This window comes from Treponema parvum (genome assembly GCF_017893945.1).
Lineage (GTDB): Bacteria > Spirochaetota > Spirochaetia > Treponematales > Treponemataceae > Treponema_D > Treponema_D parvum_A.
Genome location: NZ_CP054257.1, coordinates 2,580,049 through 2,595,210, shown reverse-complemented (window position 1 = coordinate 2,595,210; position 15,162 = coordinate 2,580,049). Strand labels below are relative to the sequence as shown.

At 45.2% G+C, this 15,162-nt stretch carries 12 protein-coding genes; 4 read left to right on the top strand and 8 right to left on the bottom strand.

Annotation, left to right across the window (positions count from 1 at the left end):
- Positions 1-28 precede the first annotated feature (28 nt).
- From HRI96_RS11510 to rsmI, 4 genes are all read right to left on the bottom strand, one after another.
- Positions 29-871 (bottom strand): TrmH family RNA methyltransferase, encoded by an 843-nt coding sequence (locus HRI96_RS11510; RefSeq protein WP_210117483.1) that lies wholly within the window; start codon positions 869-871, stop codon positions 29-31.
- An 11-nt stretch (positions 872-882) separates the two neighbouring features.
- On the bottom strand, positions 883-2,028 hold the full coding sequence (locus tag HRI96_RS11505) for an iron-containing alcohol dehydrogenase (RefSeq protein ID WP_210117482.1): 1,146 nt from the start codon (positions 2,026-2,028) through the stop codon (positions 883-885).
- A 176-nt stretch (positions 2,029-2,204) separates the two neighbouring features.
- On the bottom strand, positions 2,205-2,492 hold the full coding sequence (locus HRI96_RS11500) for a flagellar biosynthesis anti-sigma factor FlgM (protein WP_210117481.1): 288 nt from the start codon (positions 2,490-2,492) through the stop codon (positions 2,205-2,207).
- Positions 2,493-2,529: 37 nt separating this feature from the next.
- A complete protein-coding gene (gene rsmI / locus HRI96_RS11495) occupies positions 2,530-3,201 on the bottom strand; it encodes a 16S rRNA (cytidine(1402)-2'-O)-methyltransferase (protein WP_210118707.1) in 672 nt (223 codons plus the stop codon).
- Between the two features lie 283 nt (positions 3,202-3,484).
- On the opposite strand from rsmI, the gene HRI96_RS11490 reads away from it, so the two are divergent.
- The 3 genes from HRI96_RS11490 to HRI96_RS11480 all read left to right on the top strand — a co-directional run bounded on the left by HRI96_RS11490 (position 3,485) and on the right by HRI96_RS11480 (position 5,988).
- Positions 3,485-4,231, top strand: a complete 747-nt coding sequence (locus tag HRI96_RS11490) for an RluA family pseudouridine synthase (protein WP_210117480.1) — start codon at positions 3,485-3,487, stop codon at positions 4,229-4,231.
- Positions 4,232-4,265: 34 nt separating this feature from the next.
- Positions 4,266-5,249 carry an omptin family outer membrane protease gene (locus HRI96_RS11485; protein ID WP_210117479.1) on the top strand — a complete coding sequence of 328 codons (984 nt, stop codon included), beginning with the start codon at positions 4,266-4,268 and terminating at the stop codon, positions 5,247-5,249.
- Positions 5,250-5,340: 91 nt separating this feature from the next.
- Positions 5,341-5,988, top strand: coding sequence for a cytidylate kinase-like family protein (locus HRI96_RS11480; RefSeq protein ID WP_210117478.1), 648 nt, complete (start codon positions 5,341-5,343; stop codon positions 5,986-5,988).
- A gap of 33 nt (positions 5,989-6,021) precedes the next feature.
- Here the strand turns inward: HRI96_RS11480 and HRI96_RS11475 are convergent, their stop codons facing one another.
- The 4 genes from HRI96_RS11475 to HRI96_RS11460 all read right to left on the bottom strand — a co-directional run bounded on the left by HRI96_RS11475 (position 6,022) and on the right by HRI96_RS11460 (position 13,912).
- Positions 6,022-7,296: a hemolysin family protein gene (locus HRI96_RS11475; protein ID WP_210117477.1), complete on the bottom strand. Its 1,275-nt coding sequence runs from the start codon at positions 7,294-7,296 to the stop codon at positions 6,022-6,024.
- A complete protein-coding gene (locus HRI96_RS11470) occupies positions 7,293-8,750 on the bottom strand; it encodes a hemolysin family protein (RefSeq protein ID WP_210117476.1) in 1,458 nt (485 codons plus the stop codon). Before HRI96_RS11470 ends, HRI96_RS11475 begins: the two co-directional genes overlap by 4 nt.
- 21 nt (positions 8,751-8,771) lie before the next feature.
- Positions 8,772-9,821 (bottom strand): hypothetical protein, encoded by a 1,050-nt coding sequence (locus HRI96_RS11465; RefSeq protein ID WP_210117475.1) that lies wholly within the window; start codon positions 9,819-9,821, stop codon positions 8,772-8,774.
- A 77-nt stretch (positions 9,822-9,898) separates the two neighbouring features.
- A complete protein-coding gene (locus tag HRI96_RS11460) occupies positions 9,899-13,912 on the bottom strand; it encodes a phosphoribosylformylglycinamidine synthase (protein WP_210117474.1) in 4,014 nt (1,337 codons plus the stop codon).
- 205 nt (positions 13,913-14,117) lie between these two features.
- Between HRI96_RS11460 and HRI96_RS11455 the strand changes: the two genes are divergently transcribed.
- On the top strand, positions 14,118-15,122 hold the full coding sequence (locus tag HRI96_RS11455; RefSeq protein ID WP_210117473.1) for an extracellular solute-binding protein: 1,005 nt from the start codon (positions 14,118-14,120) through the stop codon (positions 15,120-15,122).
- The last annotated feature ends 40 nt before the right edge of the window (positions 15,123-15,162 follow it).

The window sequence follows — 15,162 nt, the reverse complement described above, 5'->3', positions numbered from 1 at the left end:
TTTTTCTATTGGCGGCGGATATTTTTATTTAATCTACGGCTGCCGCCCGATCCGCCCTGTCCAAGAATTCCGTCCATTTTTGCATCAATATTCCCAAAGCTACGCCCACGTTAAGAGAGGCTTTTAGGCCTTTCATAGGTATTGTAACGCGGCCGTAAGAAGCCGTTTTTAGAGCTTGCGGGCTTACGCCCAATTCTTCGGAACCTATTATGCATATCCCCTGCTTCGGGAATACAAAATCCGTTATGTCGGTTCCGCCCGTTTCAAGTACAAAGACGGGCATGTTTTTAGGCAGTTCGGAAAGAGCTCTTTTTTCATACTCCAAGGTTTCGATACAGCCCATGCCGCTTCGTACGGCCCTTGGTTGCAGAGGGTCCGTGCATCCCGGAGAAATAAATATCTTTTGTGCGCCCATTGCCTCTGCGGTACGAAAAATTGAGCCTATGTTAAAAGGAGAGCGGATGTCTTCCGCATAGATAAAGACGCCGGGATAAAAAAAGCGTTTTTTTACAGTGCCGTGCAAGCCGGGGGCGGAATGCGGCGCTATGACCAAATCCCACTCCGCAGGAAAGGTTCCTAAAATCGCTAAAAGATGATTTTTAGCGCAATTACAGACGCGCCTTTCGTCAAAAGGAGCTTCGTTTAACAAATTTTGAAGTTCGCTTTGAGCTGCGGGACTTAATTTAGGATCTTTAAAAAGGATGTTTACAAGGTTTTTTATGTATTCGCGGCGCGGCATTTGCGGAAAATCATATTCCGTTCCTTTTTCGGCGATTCCCGCAATATCGCGTTCAAGAGAGCCGAAGCACAGAGCCAGTTTTCTGCGTTTTTGGCCGCCTTTTAATTGAAAAATTTTGGACGGGTCGATCATTTTTTTATAGACTAATAGGCGAGTTTTATAAGATCGAACAGATCGTCGGAAGTCATACTTCTCTGAAGGGACGTTATCAGGTCAAGCTCTCCTGCGTCTTCGGCCGCAAGGGATAGTTGTTCAACGGAAAATGACAGATCTTTTAATCTCGGCGGAAGATTCGTCTTTGCGATTCTCTGTCTTATATTGTCTGAAAAGGCGGCGACTATATTTTCGGGAGCGTCGGAAGTCGACGCCGTGCGAAATATGCGCGCCAGTTTAACAATCTTGTCCGTTTTAAAATGACCTGCGTCTTCGATTATGTAGGGAAGAAGAATTGCCGACGTAAGCGAGCGTGAAATTCTAAAGCGCGAGTTTATACACAAAGAAAGCAGAGATGCCGCCCCGATAGAGCTGCATGAAGAACCCAAAGAAGCCAAGCATCCTCCTTGAGAAAGAAGGATTTCGGCGGGCGTCGTCGAAAGGGAAGGATTTCCGTCAAGGGCGAAGCTGAGCAATTCTATGCCTTTTTCAATTACCATATCGCTGAAAAAATTTGATTTGGGTGAAAGATATGCTTCTATTGCCAGACAAAGAATTTCAATCGACATGGAGGTAATCTGGTTTTCGGTGAGCGTAACGGTTAAATTCGGATCGAATAAGACAAGTTTACAAAGTCCGTTTTGAATTTTTAGCAGCTTTATGCTCATCGTTCTTGAATCCGTTACGGGAATAAAATTCGTAAAAACAAACGGAGCTCTGGGCGTCGTGGGAACACATATGAGCGGAAGAGACGCCGAAGAAGGCAAAGAGCCGTCTACAAAGGAATAAAGATCCTGTATTTCATAATAATAAGCGCTTACGGCCCGCCCTACCTGCAAAGCCTTGCTTCCGCCCACCGCTATGACGCCGTGAACATGTGCATCTTTTGCAAGGGCGAGAGCCTGCTGTATGGCTTTTGTAGAAGCGCCTTCGCTAATTTCGCTGAACACAAAAAAATCAAGATTGCGGCTGTCTAAAGATTGTAAAATTTTTTCGTAAACGCCGGCGTCTTTTAATACGGGATCTATGATAACAATGAATTTGGAGCCCCATTCACGGCAAAACTGACCCAGTCTGGTTGCCGTGTATGATCCCAATGTAATATTCGGTGAAATTTTAAAAATAAAATCAGCCATAAAATTTCCGTATTTTAAACAATCAACAACCCAGCCAAAGCTTTGCTGCGAAACTTTAAGCGGCAACGAGGATTGAACCTTCGCACTAATAAAAAAGACGGAACACAAGATCCGCCTTTTTGTTAAAACACCATTAAATTCCCTATTATTACATCCTTATAAAGCTATAAGGCAGACTACAAACCAAAGCTGGATAGAATACGGTCGGCGGCAGAACCGATCGTGTCGGCATTCAGGTATGACGGATCTTTTATCTTTTGTTTTATTTCGGCGACAAGATCTGCACGCACGTCGGGAGTTGCATCCGCAACTTCCTTAAGATAAAAAGATTCGGCCATTTTTTGGGCTTCTTCGGACACAAAAATAGAATCTGAACCTGCGTCATACCTTGAAGTTTCGTCGGTTCGCTTTGTGTTTTGAAGGTTATTGAGAGGATTAACTCCTCCTATTTTATCTATCATCATATTATCCTGCCTTTATATAATTATCGGTAATATTTTTCTAAAGTTGAGACTTTTTTATGCCGGAAACAAAAACGGTAAACTCTCCTTTAAGTATATCACGTTTTTGAAAATTAGTAAAAAGTTCTTTTGCAGAACCTTCTATAATTTCTTCATGCAGCTTGGTAAGTTCCCTGCCGACTACTATTCTGCGCATACCTTCTATATCGGCAAGATCGGACAAAAGTTTTAAGATTCTGAAAGGCGATTCGTATAAGATAAAGGCTTCTTCGGTAAGCAAAAGCTCTTTAAGGCGTTTTCTACGTTTTCCGGGGCTCGGAGAAAGAAAGCCTTCGAAGATAATGGTTTTTCCCCCTGTTCCTGCAACGCTGACGAGCGCCGTCAAAGCCGAAACGCCGGGAATAGGGATTACATCGTAGCCTGCCTTCCTTACTTTGTCCGCCAGCACGGCGCCCGGATCGCTTATGCCCGGCGTTCCCGCGTCGCTTGCGTAGGCGACGTTTTTTCCTTCTTCAAGGAGTTTAATGATTTTTGCGGCGGCGGAAAGTTCGTTTTGTGCGCGGCAGGAAATAAGAGGTTTTTTTATTTCAAAATGATTTAAAAGCTGAAGAGTGTGTCGAGTGTCTTCACATGCGACGAAGTCTGAGGATTTGAATGTTTCAAGCGCCCGTAAGGTTATGTCGCCGAGGTTCCCGATGGGCGTTCCTACCATATATAAGACAGACACAGATAAAATATATAAGCAAACCGAGGTTAGGGCAAGAAGGATACGGCAGGATGTGTGTTGGCTGGCAGGACATGGAGGCTGAGACGACTACAGGGGCAGCCTATTAGGGTTAACTGCGCCGCTTTGCAGAGGGCGAAGCGCGAAATTTCTTGCGCAACGGAAAGATGAATATGGACAAAACATGACAAGAGCGCCTATGGCGGCTTTTTTTATACAGACAAATGCCCGCACTTTTGCAATAAGTGAAATTTTTGCTATACTTAATAGCATGAAATTTGTTCCCGATTATACGGTGATATACTGCGATAACGATATTGCGGTCTTGAATAAAAGATCAGGGCTTTCGGTTGCAGCCGACCGCTATGACGCGGCCGCTCCAAGGCTTGATCTAAGCGCAGAAAGAGAATTCGGAAAGTTGTTCGCAGTGCACCGCATAGACAAAGATACTTCCGGTATAATCGTGTATGCGCGTACGGCGGAAGCGCAAAAGGCTCTTTCAATGCAGTTTGAAAACAGGGAAGTTGAAAAAATTTATCACTGTTTGGTAAACGGGCGTCCGCTTTGGGAAACTCTGCGCGTTGATTTAAAATTACAGGTTGACGGAGACTCCCGCCACAGAACCGTAGCGAATCAGCGTTCCGGAAAACCTTCCGTCACGGATTTTAGGCTGCTTGGAGTATGCGGGCCTTATTCATGGATGGAAGCGCGTCCCAGGACGGGAAGGACACATCAAATTCGAGCGCATCTTGCGGAAAACGGTTTTTTCATCGTATGCGACCCCTTGTACGGCGGAAATCAAAAGCCTGTTCGATTGAGCGATGTTAAACGTAATTGGCACGGCGACGGAGAAGAAGAAAAACCTCTTTTAAATCGTTTGGCGCTTCACGCCTACGGTATTGAATTTGCGCATCCTTTAAGCGGAAAAAAGATGTGTTTTACAGCTCCGTATCCCAGAGACATGGAAGCGGTGCGTAAGCAATTTGAAAAAATTTTTTCGGTCGATCCGCTCAAATGAATTTTGACTTAAAACCGTAATTACGGAAGAAAATATGAATAAACGGCGAAAGTTTTTTATAGCGACAGCTCTTGCATTTGCAACGGCTCTTGTTTGCGCTCAAAGCGGTCATAGCGATAAAAAGAAATGGACGTGGTCGGCAGAGGCGTCGCTCGGGTTCATATACGGCCGCATGGGCGAATATGCATATTACGACAAAGGCTCTTCCGACAAGTTAAGTTATCTTGAATGGGATATGAAGCCTTTGTGGTTTTACGGCGTAGACCTTGAAGCCGCTTCCGAAAAATTTTCTTTTCTTGTCAATTTAAAAGGCTTCGTTCCCGCTTCCTGCGGTTATATGCAGGATTCCGACTGGCTTCAGGGCCTTCGCCCAGGCGGAAATCGTTCCGTAAAGACAAATTATTCCGAACACGACAATTCTCTGGTTTCGGGTTTTTCGTCATTCGGAGAAATCGCTTATAAATTTTGCCCGTCTGAAAAAATTTTTGTTTTTCCTCTTTTCGCCATTGAATACCAAGACATGTATTTTTCAGGACGCGACGGAACCGCTTGGTACGGGAGAGACAATTTTTATCCCTACAATGCAGGTGGCGGCTACAGCACGACCCAGGATTTTTTCGGAAAAGTGATAGATTATGAAAGACGGGACGTCTATGTTTGGCTCGGCTGCGGAGCAAGTTGGGTTTTTTCCGACAAATGGAATTTTTCTGTTTCAGGATACGTTGCGCCGTATGTGTACATGTGGTCGCGGGATTCTCATTTTTTGCGGAGCATTTACTTTGTCGATATAGGATACGACCAGTTTTGCGCCGGAAAACTGAAGATCGCTGCAAATTACAGTTTAAAAGAGAAAATTTCGCTTAAACTGGAAGCAGGATGCCTTGTAACCGGAGAAATTCATACTTCCAAAGCATATCAATCAAACGAAAGAGACAAGGGATATTACAAAGTCGACGCGGAAGACGGCTTTTCTTCCGAATATTTTGAATACTCTGTGGCGGTAAAATTTTTATTTTGAGGTTATAATATAGAGATAGGGCGGATAAGCTAAAAAACTCGCTAAAGGCGAGTTTTTTAAGATGCCCATAAACGATCTGACAGGAGTTCATATGAAAAATATTATTACGATAAGCCGCGAGTATGCCAGCGGCGGACGAATGATCGGCAGAAAAATTGCCGAAATGTTGGGATATTCATTTTACGATAAAGAACTTATAGACATGGCTGCCAAAGAGAGCGGCCTTTCCCCTGACTTTATCGCAAAGACCGAACAGAATATTTCAAGCGGATGGCTTTACAATATGATGCTCGGTTCAAGCTATGCGATAGGTACGGCGGGAGCGACGCCGGGGGCTGCAAACCCGATTTTGCCTTTGGCGGATCAAATTTTTAACGCTCAAAGAAAGGTGATCTTAAACATCGCAAAAGATAAAAAATGCGTGATCGTAGGCCGCTGTGCGGATTACATAATAAATTCTTCGGGCGAAACGGATAAAAACGACGTATTCAATATTTTTATTTACGCTAATTTGGACGACCGCATAGACCGCGCGGTAAACGAGTACGGACTTCCCGCCGCAGAGGCTAAAAAGATAATCACTCAGATCGATAAACGCCGTGCAAACCATTACAACACTTTTACGGAAAACACGTGGGGAAAGTGTAACAATTACAATCTGTCCATAGACAGCTCTTTTTTAGGAATAGACGGAACTGCCAAGATAATCTGTAAGATGGCCGAACAGACTAAGAGCTGAAAACCGCCTTGCGTCAACATGTCAGTCGGCACGTCAGCGGCAATTTAATTTTATTCTCACCGTCTGTATCCGGCGGGAGGCCTGATCTTCGACAACGAACAGCATACCGTCCTTTTTTATTGATTCACCGGTCGAAGGCAAGGCGTCAAAGCGTTCCAGGAGCCAGCCGCCGAGCGTTATAAAATTTTCGGATTTAAGGTTAAGTTTTAACACGGAATTTACGTCTTTAATGTGCATGTCGCCGGGAACTAAAAATTCATTTGCGGAAAGAATTTTTATGCGTTTTTCAGGCGGTATTTCGGAAATTGAAAATTCGTCGGTGATTCTGTCAAAGACGGAACGCAAAAGATCGTCCATAGTCACAAGCCCCGCTACACAGCCTTGTTCGTCAAGGGCTACGGCTATATCGTCGTTGTTCTTTTTAAACAGCGTAAGCAATTCTATCGCAGTAAGGGATTCGGGAACAAAGAGAGCGGGGCTTTGATTTTTTTCGACAAAATCCGATTTTGAAATTTCTTTTTTCCCCGCAAACAAAAGTTTTTTGTAATGAAAAAAACCGGTTATGTTTTCGATGGAACCTTTGTAGACAGGAAGTCTTGAAAGTCCCGTATTCGTAAAAATTTCGATGAGGCGGGTACTTTTTATGTTTACGGGGACGGCTTTTATCAGGGATCTGTGCCGCATTATGTCGTAAATGTGCAGGTCGTTAAATTCAAATAATTTGTAGAACATATGCTGTTCGGAGCTTTCAAGAACGCCTTCTTTGGCTCCCACGTCGATGAGTGTTTTAAGTTCTTCTTCCGTGATAAGAGGATCTTCGTGTTTCCAAAACTTTTCGGTAGCGGACGAAGCGGCTTGGGATATCTTTGTAAATGTCCATATAAGGGGAAAAAAGATTTTTTGCAACACCAGAAGGGCGGGAGCGGCGGTTTTTGCGATGGGCAAGGGATGAGAAGCCGCTACGGTTTTGGGTATTATTTCACCTCCTACCGTTATGATAAAAGTGACGATCACGGTGGATACGGTTATTCCGCGGGCGCCGAGAATGGAAATAGCTGCGGCCGCTCCTATTGAAGCCGACAGCGTGCTGAAAAAATTGATTCCGATCAAAACGATCGTTAAAAGCCTGTCCATACGGTTGTATAGGGCCGCTATTTTTTTTGCGCCGCCTTCGTTGTTTTTGAGCATTCTTTTAAGCGTAAAATTTGAAATTGAAAGATATGCGGTTTCGGACGCCGCAAAAAATGCTATGCACAAAACGAGGACAAAGAAAAACAAAACCGTAAGAATAATTTGGAGCGTGCTCATTTTTCTTTTTCCTTTTGATTTTCAGATCGGACTTCAGGAGCAGACAGTGTAGATTCCGCAGGCTGCAAAGCCGCTGCAGGCTTCGCTGATCCCGCAGACGCCATGGACTCCGTAGATTCTTTGGACGGCGCAGAGGGCGCATTTTCCTTAGACGGCGAGAGCTTTTTCACGCGAACCGTTTCAATGCGCCGGCCGTGTAACTTTTCTACGATAAACCGGAATCCCGCAAAATCAACAAATTCCGAACGCTCGCGGATGCGGCCGCTCTCCGGCAGGCGTCCCAGCTTTTCCGTTATCCAGCCGCCTAAGGTTTCGTTTATATCCGAGTTTATGGGCAGATGAAGGCCTTCTCTTAAGTCTATAAGACGAGTTTCGCCGGGAAGAAGAGCCTCTCCTGAGGTTTCAAGCTTTGAAAGATCGACGGAAGAACGGTTTTCAGGAGAATCTTTTTTTATGATCCCGAAAATTTCAGACACTATGTCTTCCCGTGTAAGAATTCCGTCCGTCCCGGAATACTCGTCGATAACTACGGCTATGGTCTGATGCTTTTCTGCAAGCTGATTTTGTACGTACGATATGTTTTTTGTTCCCGGAACAAAGAGCGGCGGACGCATGATATTTTGTACGCTAAAATCTTTTTGAGATCCTGTATAAAACAGAAGGTCTTTTATATAAAGAATGCCTACGATGTCGTCTATGTCGTTACGATAAACCGGAAAACGCGAAAAATGCGTTCTTTCAGATAATTCCAAAATATCTCTGTGGCTGGCGTTAATAGGAACGGCGACTATATCCGTGCGCGGAATCATAATGCTTTGCGCTTCAAGATCGGTAAATTTAAAGACGCTGTGCATCATTGTTTGTTCGCTTTTACCGAAAAGCCCTGCGTCCTTACCTACGTCTATAATTGTTTTGATGTCTTCTTCGGTAAAAGAACCTGAGCTTTTTTTGATTTCAACGCCGAAAAGTTTTAATACGGCGCGGGAAACGAATGTAAAGATAGGAACCACGGGTGAAAAAATTTTGACTACGGTCTGCACAAAAAAGGAAAGATTATAGGCGAAGACGTCGGGATGACGGGTGGAAATAGCCTTGGGCGTAATTTCTCCGAAGACAAGCAATAATGCGGTTGCAAAAAAGGTAGCTATCCCTACTCCTGCAGGTCCGAAAAGTTTTAGCGCCGCTGCGGTTAAAATGACGGAAAGCAAGGTGTTTACCAGTTCATTTGCCACCAGTAAAGTATTAAGCATTTTTTCTTTTTTTTGCAAAAGCCTGCCTGCGCGTAAGGCCTTTTTATCGCGGCGGTTTATTTTAGAGAGCAGCCTCAGCTTGTTTATGGACAAAAAGGAGCTTTCCGATATGGAAAAAAGCATTGAAAGCGCTATAAGGCATAGGGCCGAAATTAAAAGCGCTGAAAAACCTATATCTGCCGAAGAAAGTGATGCAGCTTTCATACGGAAAAGCTCTTTGAAATTTTAATTTGAAAGCGGGCCGTCAGGCAGCCGTTCCCTTTTATCTTCGCTGAGATGCTGCTGCTGCAGATCGAAAGCTTCCTTTGTTATTTCTATGGCCTGCAGAATTTCCGGCGCAGCTTCGCTTTCGGGGCTTGCGGCATAGGCCTTTTGAAGAAGCTCAAAAATCCTTCTTGTAACATCGATATCTGCAACATCCGTTTGTCTCAAAATATAGGCGGACATATAATACGCCTGCTGCTTTTCTTCATCCGTTACAAAGTTTGAAGAAGTGATTTTTTCAAGAGCTTCAACGGCAGCTTTCATGTCTCCGTTCATAAAAGCATTTTGAACTTCAATATTTACCGAAGCTATTGTGTATTTCCCGATAAGGCCGGTTTCATTTTCCTTGTCCAGCTCTAAAAAGCGCTCTATTTCATTTGTCAAAAGAATTCGGTTTTGTGGAGGAGTCGCTTCACATAAGGCGTCTATCGCCCTTGCCTGGTCGATTTTTCCGCCGGATTTCGTAGCTTCAACCAGGGCGTTTAAACGGGATCTTTCTTCCGCTTTGGAATCTATGACGGAAATAAAATCTTCCGGCTTAATGATCGAGCCGTCGCAGCTGAGAGAAGAAATAAAATACCCTTCTTTTGTAATCAAAAACGCGGCGGGGGTGGATTCGACATAAAAACTCGTAGCTATGCGTAAGTTTTTGTCATATTTTTGCTGAAGTTTTATCATAGATTTTTTGACTTTTTCCGAAGCGGATTCGTCGACCGGCAAACCCGGATATTTTTTGTCGGAAAAATCCAAATTTACACAAACTAAAGACGTTTTTGCAAAATCTTTAAAAGTTTCGGTTCGGATTATGTTATCGCTGAAAAAGGAGCTTCTTTCGTCTTCGCCCATAAGGCTTACAAAAAGAAGAATGTCTTTATCGTTTTTTTGAGCGACTTCTTTTGCCTTGTCAAAGTCTTCGTACCAGCCGAACCGGTCGGGGCGGTTTGAATTACAGCTTATAAATAAGGACGCAGCAGCCAATAAGGCCGTCATAGCCGTCAGTTTTTTTTTCATAACACTCCTTGCAAAACGACATGCGAGGAAATTTCGATTTCCGAGAATGCCGTTTTCGTGCGCAAAAGCGCACATGTTTAATAAAAATAACGCACGCCTGCGGCAAAGATGTTTTGGCAGGAACTTTCGTGTTCGTTTGTAAGCGGATCGCCCGCAACATTCTTTATTAAATCCCTTGAACAACCGTTTTTTCCGCTTCCTATCGTGCGCTCGCTGTGCCCCATCTTTCCAAGGATTTTTCCGCAAGGGCTTGTTATGCCTTCTATGGCGAACAGCGAACCGTTGGGATTGTCAGGCTCCGAAAGCGCGGGGCGCCCCTGCTCATCCGCATATTGGCTGAAAATCTGTCCATTTTCAAACAGGAACTTCGCTTCTTCGGTGCGCATAAAGATTCTTCCTTCGCCGTGAGATACGGGGACAAGATGTATTTTGTCTTCGATCACCGACGGATCCTGCGCCCACGGGCTTACGGCTGAAACTATTTTCGTACGCGAAATTCTTGAAATGTGCCGCCCTATAGTATTGAATGTCAGCGTAGGCATATTTTCCGTTATGGGAATGATCTTGCCGTAGGGTAAAAGACCCGTTTTTATGAGCGCCTGAAAGCCGTTGCATATACCGAGTATGAGGCCGTTCCTCTTTTCAAGCAGGGACATAACCGCATCCGAAATGCTGTTTTGGCGAAGAACGTTCGCTATAAATTTGCCCGAACCGTCCGGCTCGTCTCCTGCCGAAAATCCGCCCGAAAGAGCGAGAATTTGGGCTTCGGAAATCGCTTTTTCAAATTCTTTTAGGGAGGCTTTAAGCGCTTCTTGCGTATTGTTTTTGAACACGAGAATTTTCGTTTTCGCTCCCGCAAGATTAAAAGCTCTGGCCATATCGTATTCACAGTTGGTGCCCGGAAAGACAGGCAGCAGCACTAAGGGTTTTGTGGATACGGTTTTAAAAACGGGATTTTTTCTGACGTCTGCTACGGAAGGATGCGTTTTTTTTGCAAAATCCGGCAGATCTTTTAAAGAATTTTTTCCCGATTTTGTAGGGAATACCTTTGAAAGCGTGCTTTCCCATGCCGCTTCGGCTTCTTTTAATGGTATGGAAACCGGTTCCGAATCTTTTTCAGCCGCCGATGCCGACGCATAAATTGTAATTTCAGGGGATTTTTGGGTTTCCCCGAGTTTTATTACGGTTTTATGAACCAGATCGGGGTCGGTTTCAAGGTCGAAGTCGGTTTCAACTATGACGGCGCCGTAAAACGGCGTAAACAGATCTGAAAACGGAACATCCGAAGAAGGCATGTCCATGCCACAAACAGAGCCGCCTTTCGGGGCGGACGTTATCTTCATTCCTATGTTGTTTCCCATGGCCATCTTGGTTACGGCTTCCGCAATTCCTCCGGCGCATACGGGATACATTGCAAAAATCTTACCTTCACTGTTGTGCCGGTACAGCGTATTTGCATTTTTGTTAAATGTTTTAAAATCGGGAACGAGTTTTTCGGAATAAGGGGTAAGGACTAAGTATACGGAGCTGCCGCTTTTTTTAAATGAACCAGAAGTTACGTTTTTTACTTCTTCGTGGGTAACGGCAAAAGAAACGAGCGTATGCGGCACGTTCATGTTTTCAAAGCTGCCGCTCATGCTGTCCTTTCCGCCGATGCTCGCTGTTCCCATGGCGTTTTGCGCATACAGCGCGCCCAGCAGAGCCGCTGCGGGATAGCCCCATGTTTTTTCGTCCACAGCCCTGCCGAAGAATTCCTGAAAAGAAAGACGCGCTGAATCAGGCCTTCCTCCCATGCAAAGAATTTTTGCAAGAGACGAAAGAACCGATATCTGAGAGCCGTGCCAAGGGCTCCATTCGCTTATTCCGGGATCAAAACCGAATGACATAAGGCTTACGGTAGAAGTTTCCGAAGGAGAGAGCACGGGAATTTTTGCCGCCATTCCCGCTTCGGGAGTGGCCTGCCGCCTTCCTCCGTACGGAAACAGGACGCTGGATGATCCTATGGAACCGTCAAATCTTTCGCCGAGTCCTCTTTGCGAGCAGCAGGCAAGGTCGGCCATGTTTTTAAGCCATGCGCTTTTAAGGCGGTTTTCAGGCTCTGCCTTGCTTTTAAGCTCTTTTGAAACGGAAGAGAGCGGATGCACTAAGGGAGAACCCTCAGGCTTTGCGGGGCTTTCGATAAGGGCGTTCGCCTTATGTGGAGCGCCCGCTGCGTCCAAAAATTCACGCGCTATATCTACGATGACTTTTTTGCGCCACCTCATGACAAGCCGGTTCGTATCGGTTACGGCAGCTACCGCGACGGCCTGCAAATTTTCTTCGGCAGCCGCCTTTATGAATTTTGCAACGTCTTCTTTTTTTACGACAACGGCCATACGTTCCTGAGATTCCGAAATGGCAAGCTCCGTGCCGTTAAGGCCTTCGTATTTTTTAGGAACGGCGTCCAGGTCAATATCCAGCCCCGGCGCAAGTTCCCCTACCGCTACCGAAACTCCCCCCGCGCCGAAGTCGTTGCAGCGCCGTATCATAAGGCTTACGTCGGGATTTCTAAAAAGGCGCTGGATCTTCCGCTCTTCAACGGCGTTCCCTTTTTGCACTTCAGCTGCAGCCGTAGTTACGGATTTTTTTGTGTGTACTTTGGAAGATCCCGTCGCGCCGCCTATTCCGTCCCGTCCGGTACCGCCGCCTAGGAGTATTATGGCGTCCCCTTTTTCAGGGGTTTTGCGTATGACGGTGTCTGCAGGCGCGGCGGCGATGACTGCTCCCAATTCCATGCGCTTGGCTCTGTATCCTTCGTGATACAATTCTGTGACCTGCCCTGTCGTAAGCCCTATCTGATTTCCGTAAGAAGAAAATCCCTGGGCGGCTTCACGCACAAGCTTTATTTGCGGAAGTTTTCCCGGCAGGGTTTGGGAAAGAGGAACGGTGGGATCTCCCGCTCCCGTAATGCGCATTGATTGGTATACCCACGAGCGTCCCGAAAGCGGATCCCTTATAGCTCCGCCTATACAAGTGGCCGCTCCGCCGAAAGGTTCTATTTCCGTAGGGTGATTATGCGTTTCATTTTTAAACATCAAGAGCCAGCGTTCGGTGGAATTTTCGGAACTTTTTGTAACGGGATTTCCGTTTTTATCGGCCGTGTAATGCACGTCGATGTAAATCGAACAGGCGTTGTTTTCTTCGGAAACTTCCAAATCGTCGAGTTTGCCGTGTTTACGAAGATATTTGGCCCCTATCGTCGCCATATCCATAAGAGTTACCGGCTTGCCGCTTTTTTTAGCATACAGATCATCTCTCATGGAATTATAGTTTTCTAAGGATTTTTTAAATAATTGCGAATAAGGGCCGTCTTCAATTTGAATGTCGCCGAGCTCTGTTAAAAAAGTGGTGTGACGGCAGTGATCCGACCAATATGTGTCCAAAACACGGACTTCGGTTTCCGTAGGATTTCGGTTTTCTTTTTTAAAATAATCCTGCAAAAATTTTATATCCGCGAAATCCATCGCCAAACCCATGTCCAGTCGCAAAGTTTCAAGAGCCCTCTCATCTAGAGAAATAAAACCGTCAAGAACTTCGATATCTTCCGGATCCTTTGTTTTCATAACAAGGGTTTCAGGAATTTCATGAGAAGCGAGCCTAGAATCTACAGGATTTATGACATAGTTTTCTATTTTTTTTATGTCCTCGGCCGACAAATTTCCTTTTAAAATCAGCATCTTTGCGCAGTACACGAGAGGAGGGTTCTCTTCCGTTCTGACCGACCGCGAAAGATCTTCACGCAGCAAAAGAAGACACTGCCGGGAAGAATCCGCTCTCTGATCGTACTGCCCGGGAAGGTATTCCCACGCGATGACGGTTTCGTCTTTTTCTACGGTAATTTCTGAAAACGTGTAAAGGTCGCTCTGCGGCTCCGAAAAAATACGAGTCGCGGCGGACATTGCGACGTCTTTTGAAATGTTTTCAATGTCGTAGCGGTTTAGATATCTTACGTCCGTAACGCCTTTGATTCCTAAAAAATCTCTTATTTCGGAAAAAAACCGTGAGGCTTCGTTTTGAAAACCTTCTTTTCTTTCTACATATATGCGGAACATTGTATAAGTATATGGGTTTGTTTAAGACATTTCAATCCGTCGCATTGTCCAACATAAAAACCTAACCGAAACATTGACAAAATCACATTCCGTAAAGTATCATAACCGATATTATAAATAAAACGTTATTTAAAACTGTGCGTCGCGGAAAATTGAAATTTTTCGGCGCCGCGGTTTACTGCGCATACGCGCAAAGGAAGTATCCATGAAAAAAGCACTTGCTGTTTTATCCGTTTTAACCGTTTTGCTGGGCTCGGCTTTTGCAACCGGTTCTAAAGAATCTGCCGCCGCGCAGGAAAAAGCTCCTACAGAATTGGTGATTTGGAGCGCCGCGCAGGAAAAAGAGGCAAAAGCCTTGGTTGCAAAATTCAACGTCATCCACCCCGAAATTAAAGTGAACATCATAAGAGCGGGAGCCGGAGAACTCAATACGCGGCTTAACGCCGAACAGCCCAAGCCTTCCGGAGATATTTTGCTGGGAGCTTCTCAGGAAATTCTTGACGGTTCTTATAACTATTTTAGGGCTTACAAATCTGTTAACGATTCAAAACTTGACAAAAACCTTCGCGACAGAGCCGACGTTCCCAAGTACTATAGCTATTCCATGCCTATTCAGTGCTTTATGGTAAACACCGACCTTTTAAAACCGGAAGAATACCCGAAGACGTGGAAAGATTTAGCCGATCCAAAATACAAGGGCAAGATCATCATGGGAAACCCCGCGCTGAGCGGAGGAGCTTACGCCCAGCTTTATATGATCTATAAACTGTACGGCGAATCCATTCTTCCCGCCCTTGCAAAAAACTGCACTTTTACGCCTAATTCCACAACGGTAGGCGAATCGGTCGCCCGCGGCGAATACGCTATCGGCGTTACCGCAGAATATAATGTTTCAAAATTTATGGTGAGCGGAAGCCACGTAACCTACGTATACCCTGAAGACGGAACGGGTCTCCGCTTCGACGGTTCCGCAATCATAAACAACGGGCCGAATCCCAAGGCTGCGGAACTGTTTATGGATTTTTTAACCACGGAAGACGCCTACAGGACGATCAGAGAAACGCAGGGACGCCGCGTAGTAATGGATAATATCCCCGATCCGGACTTTTTACCGTCTTTGAAAAATATAAAATTCTTTGACTATAACGCAGTCGAAGCGCAAAAATTGAGAAAAGACCTGACTGACCGTTTTTCGGAAATGATGCTCTAAGGCAGCTCGAAAAACTCGTCTCCAGCGATTTTCGAGACTA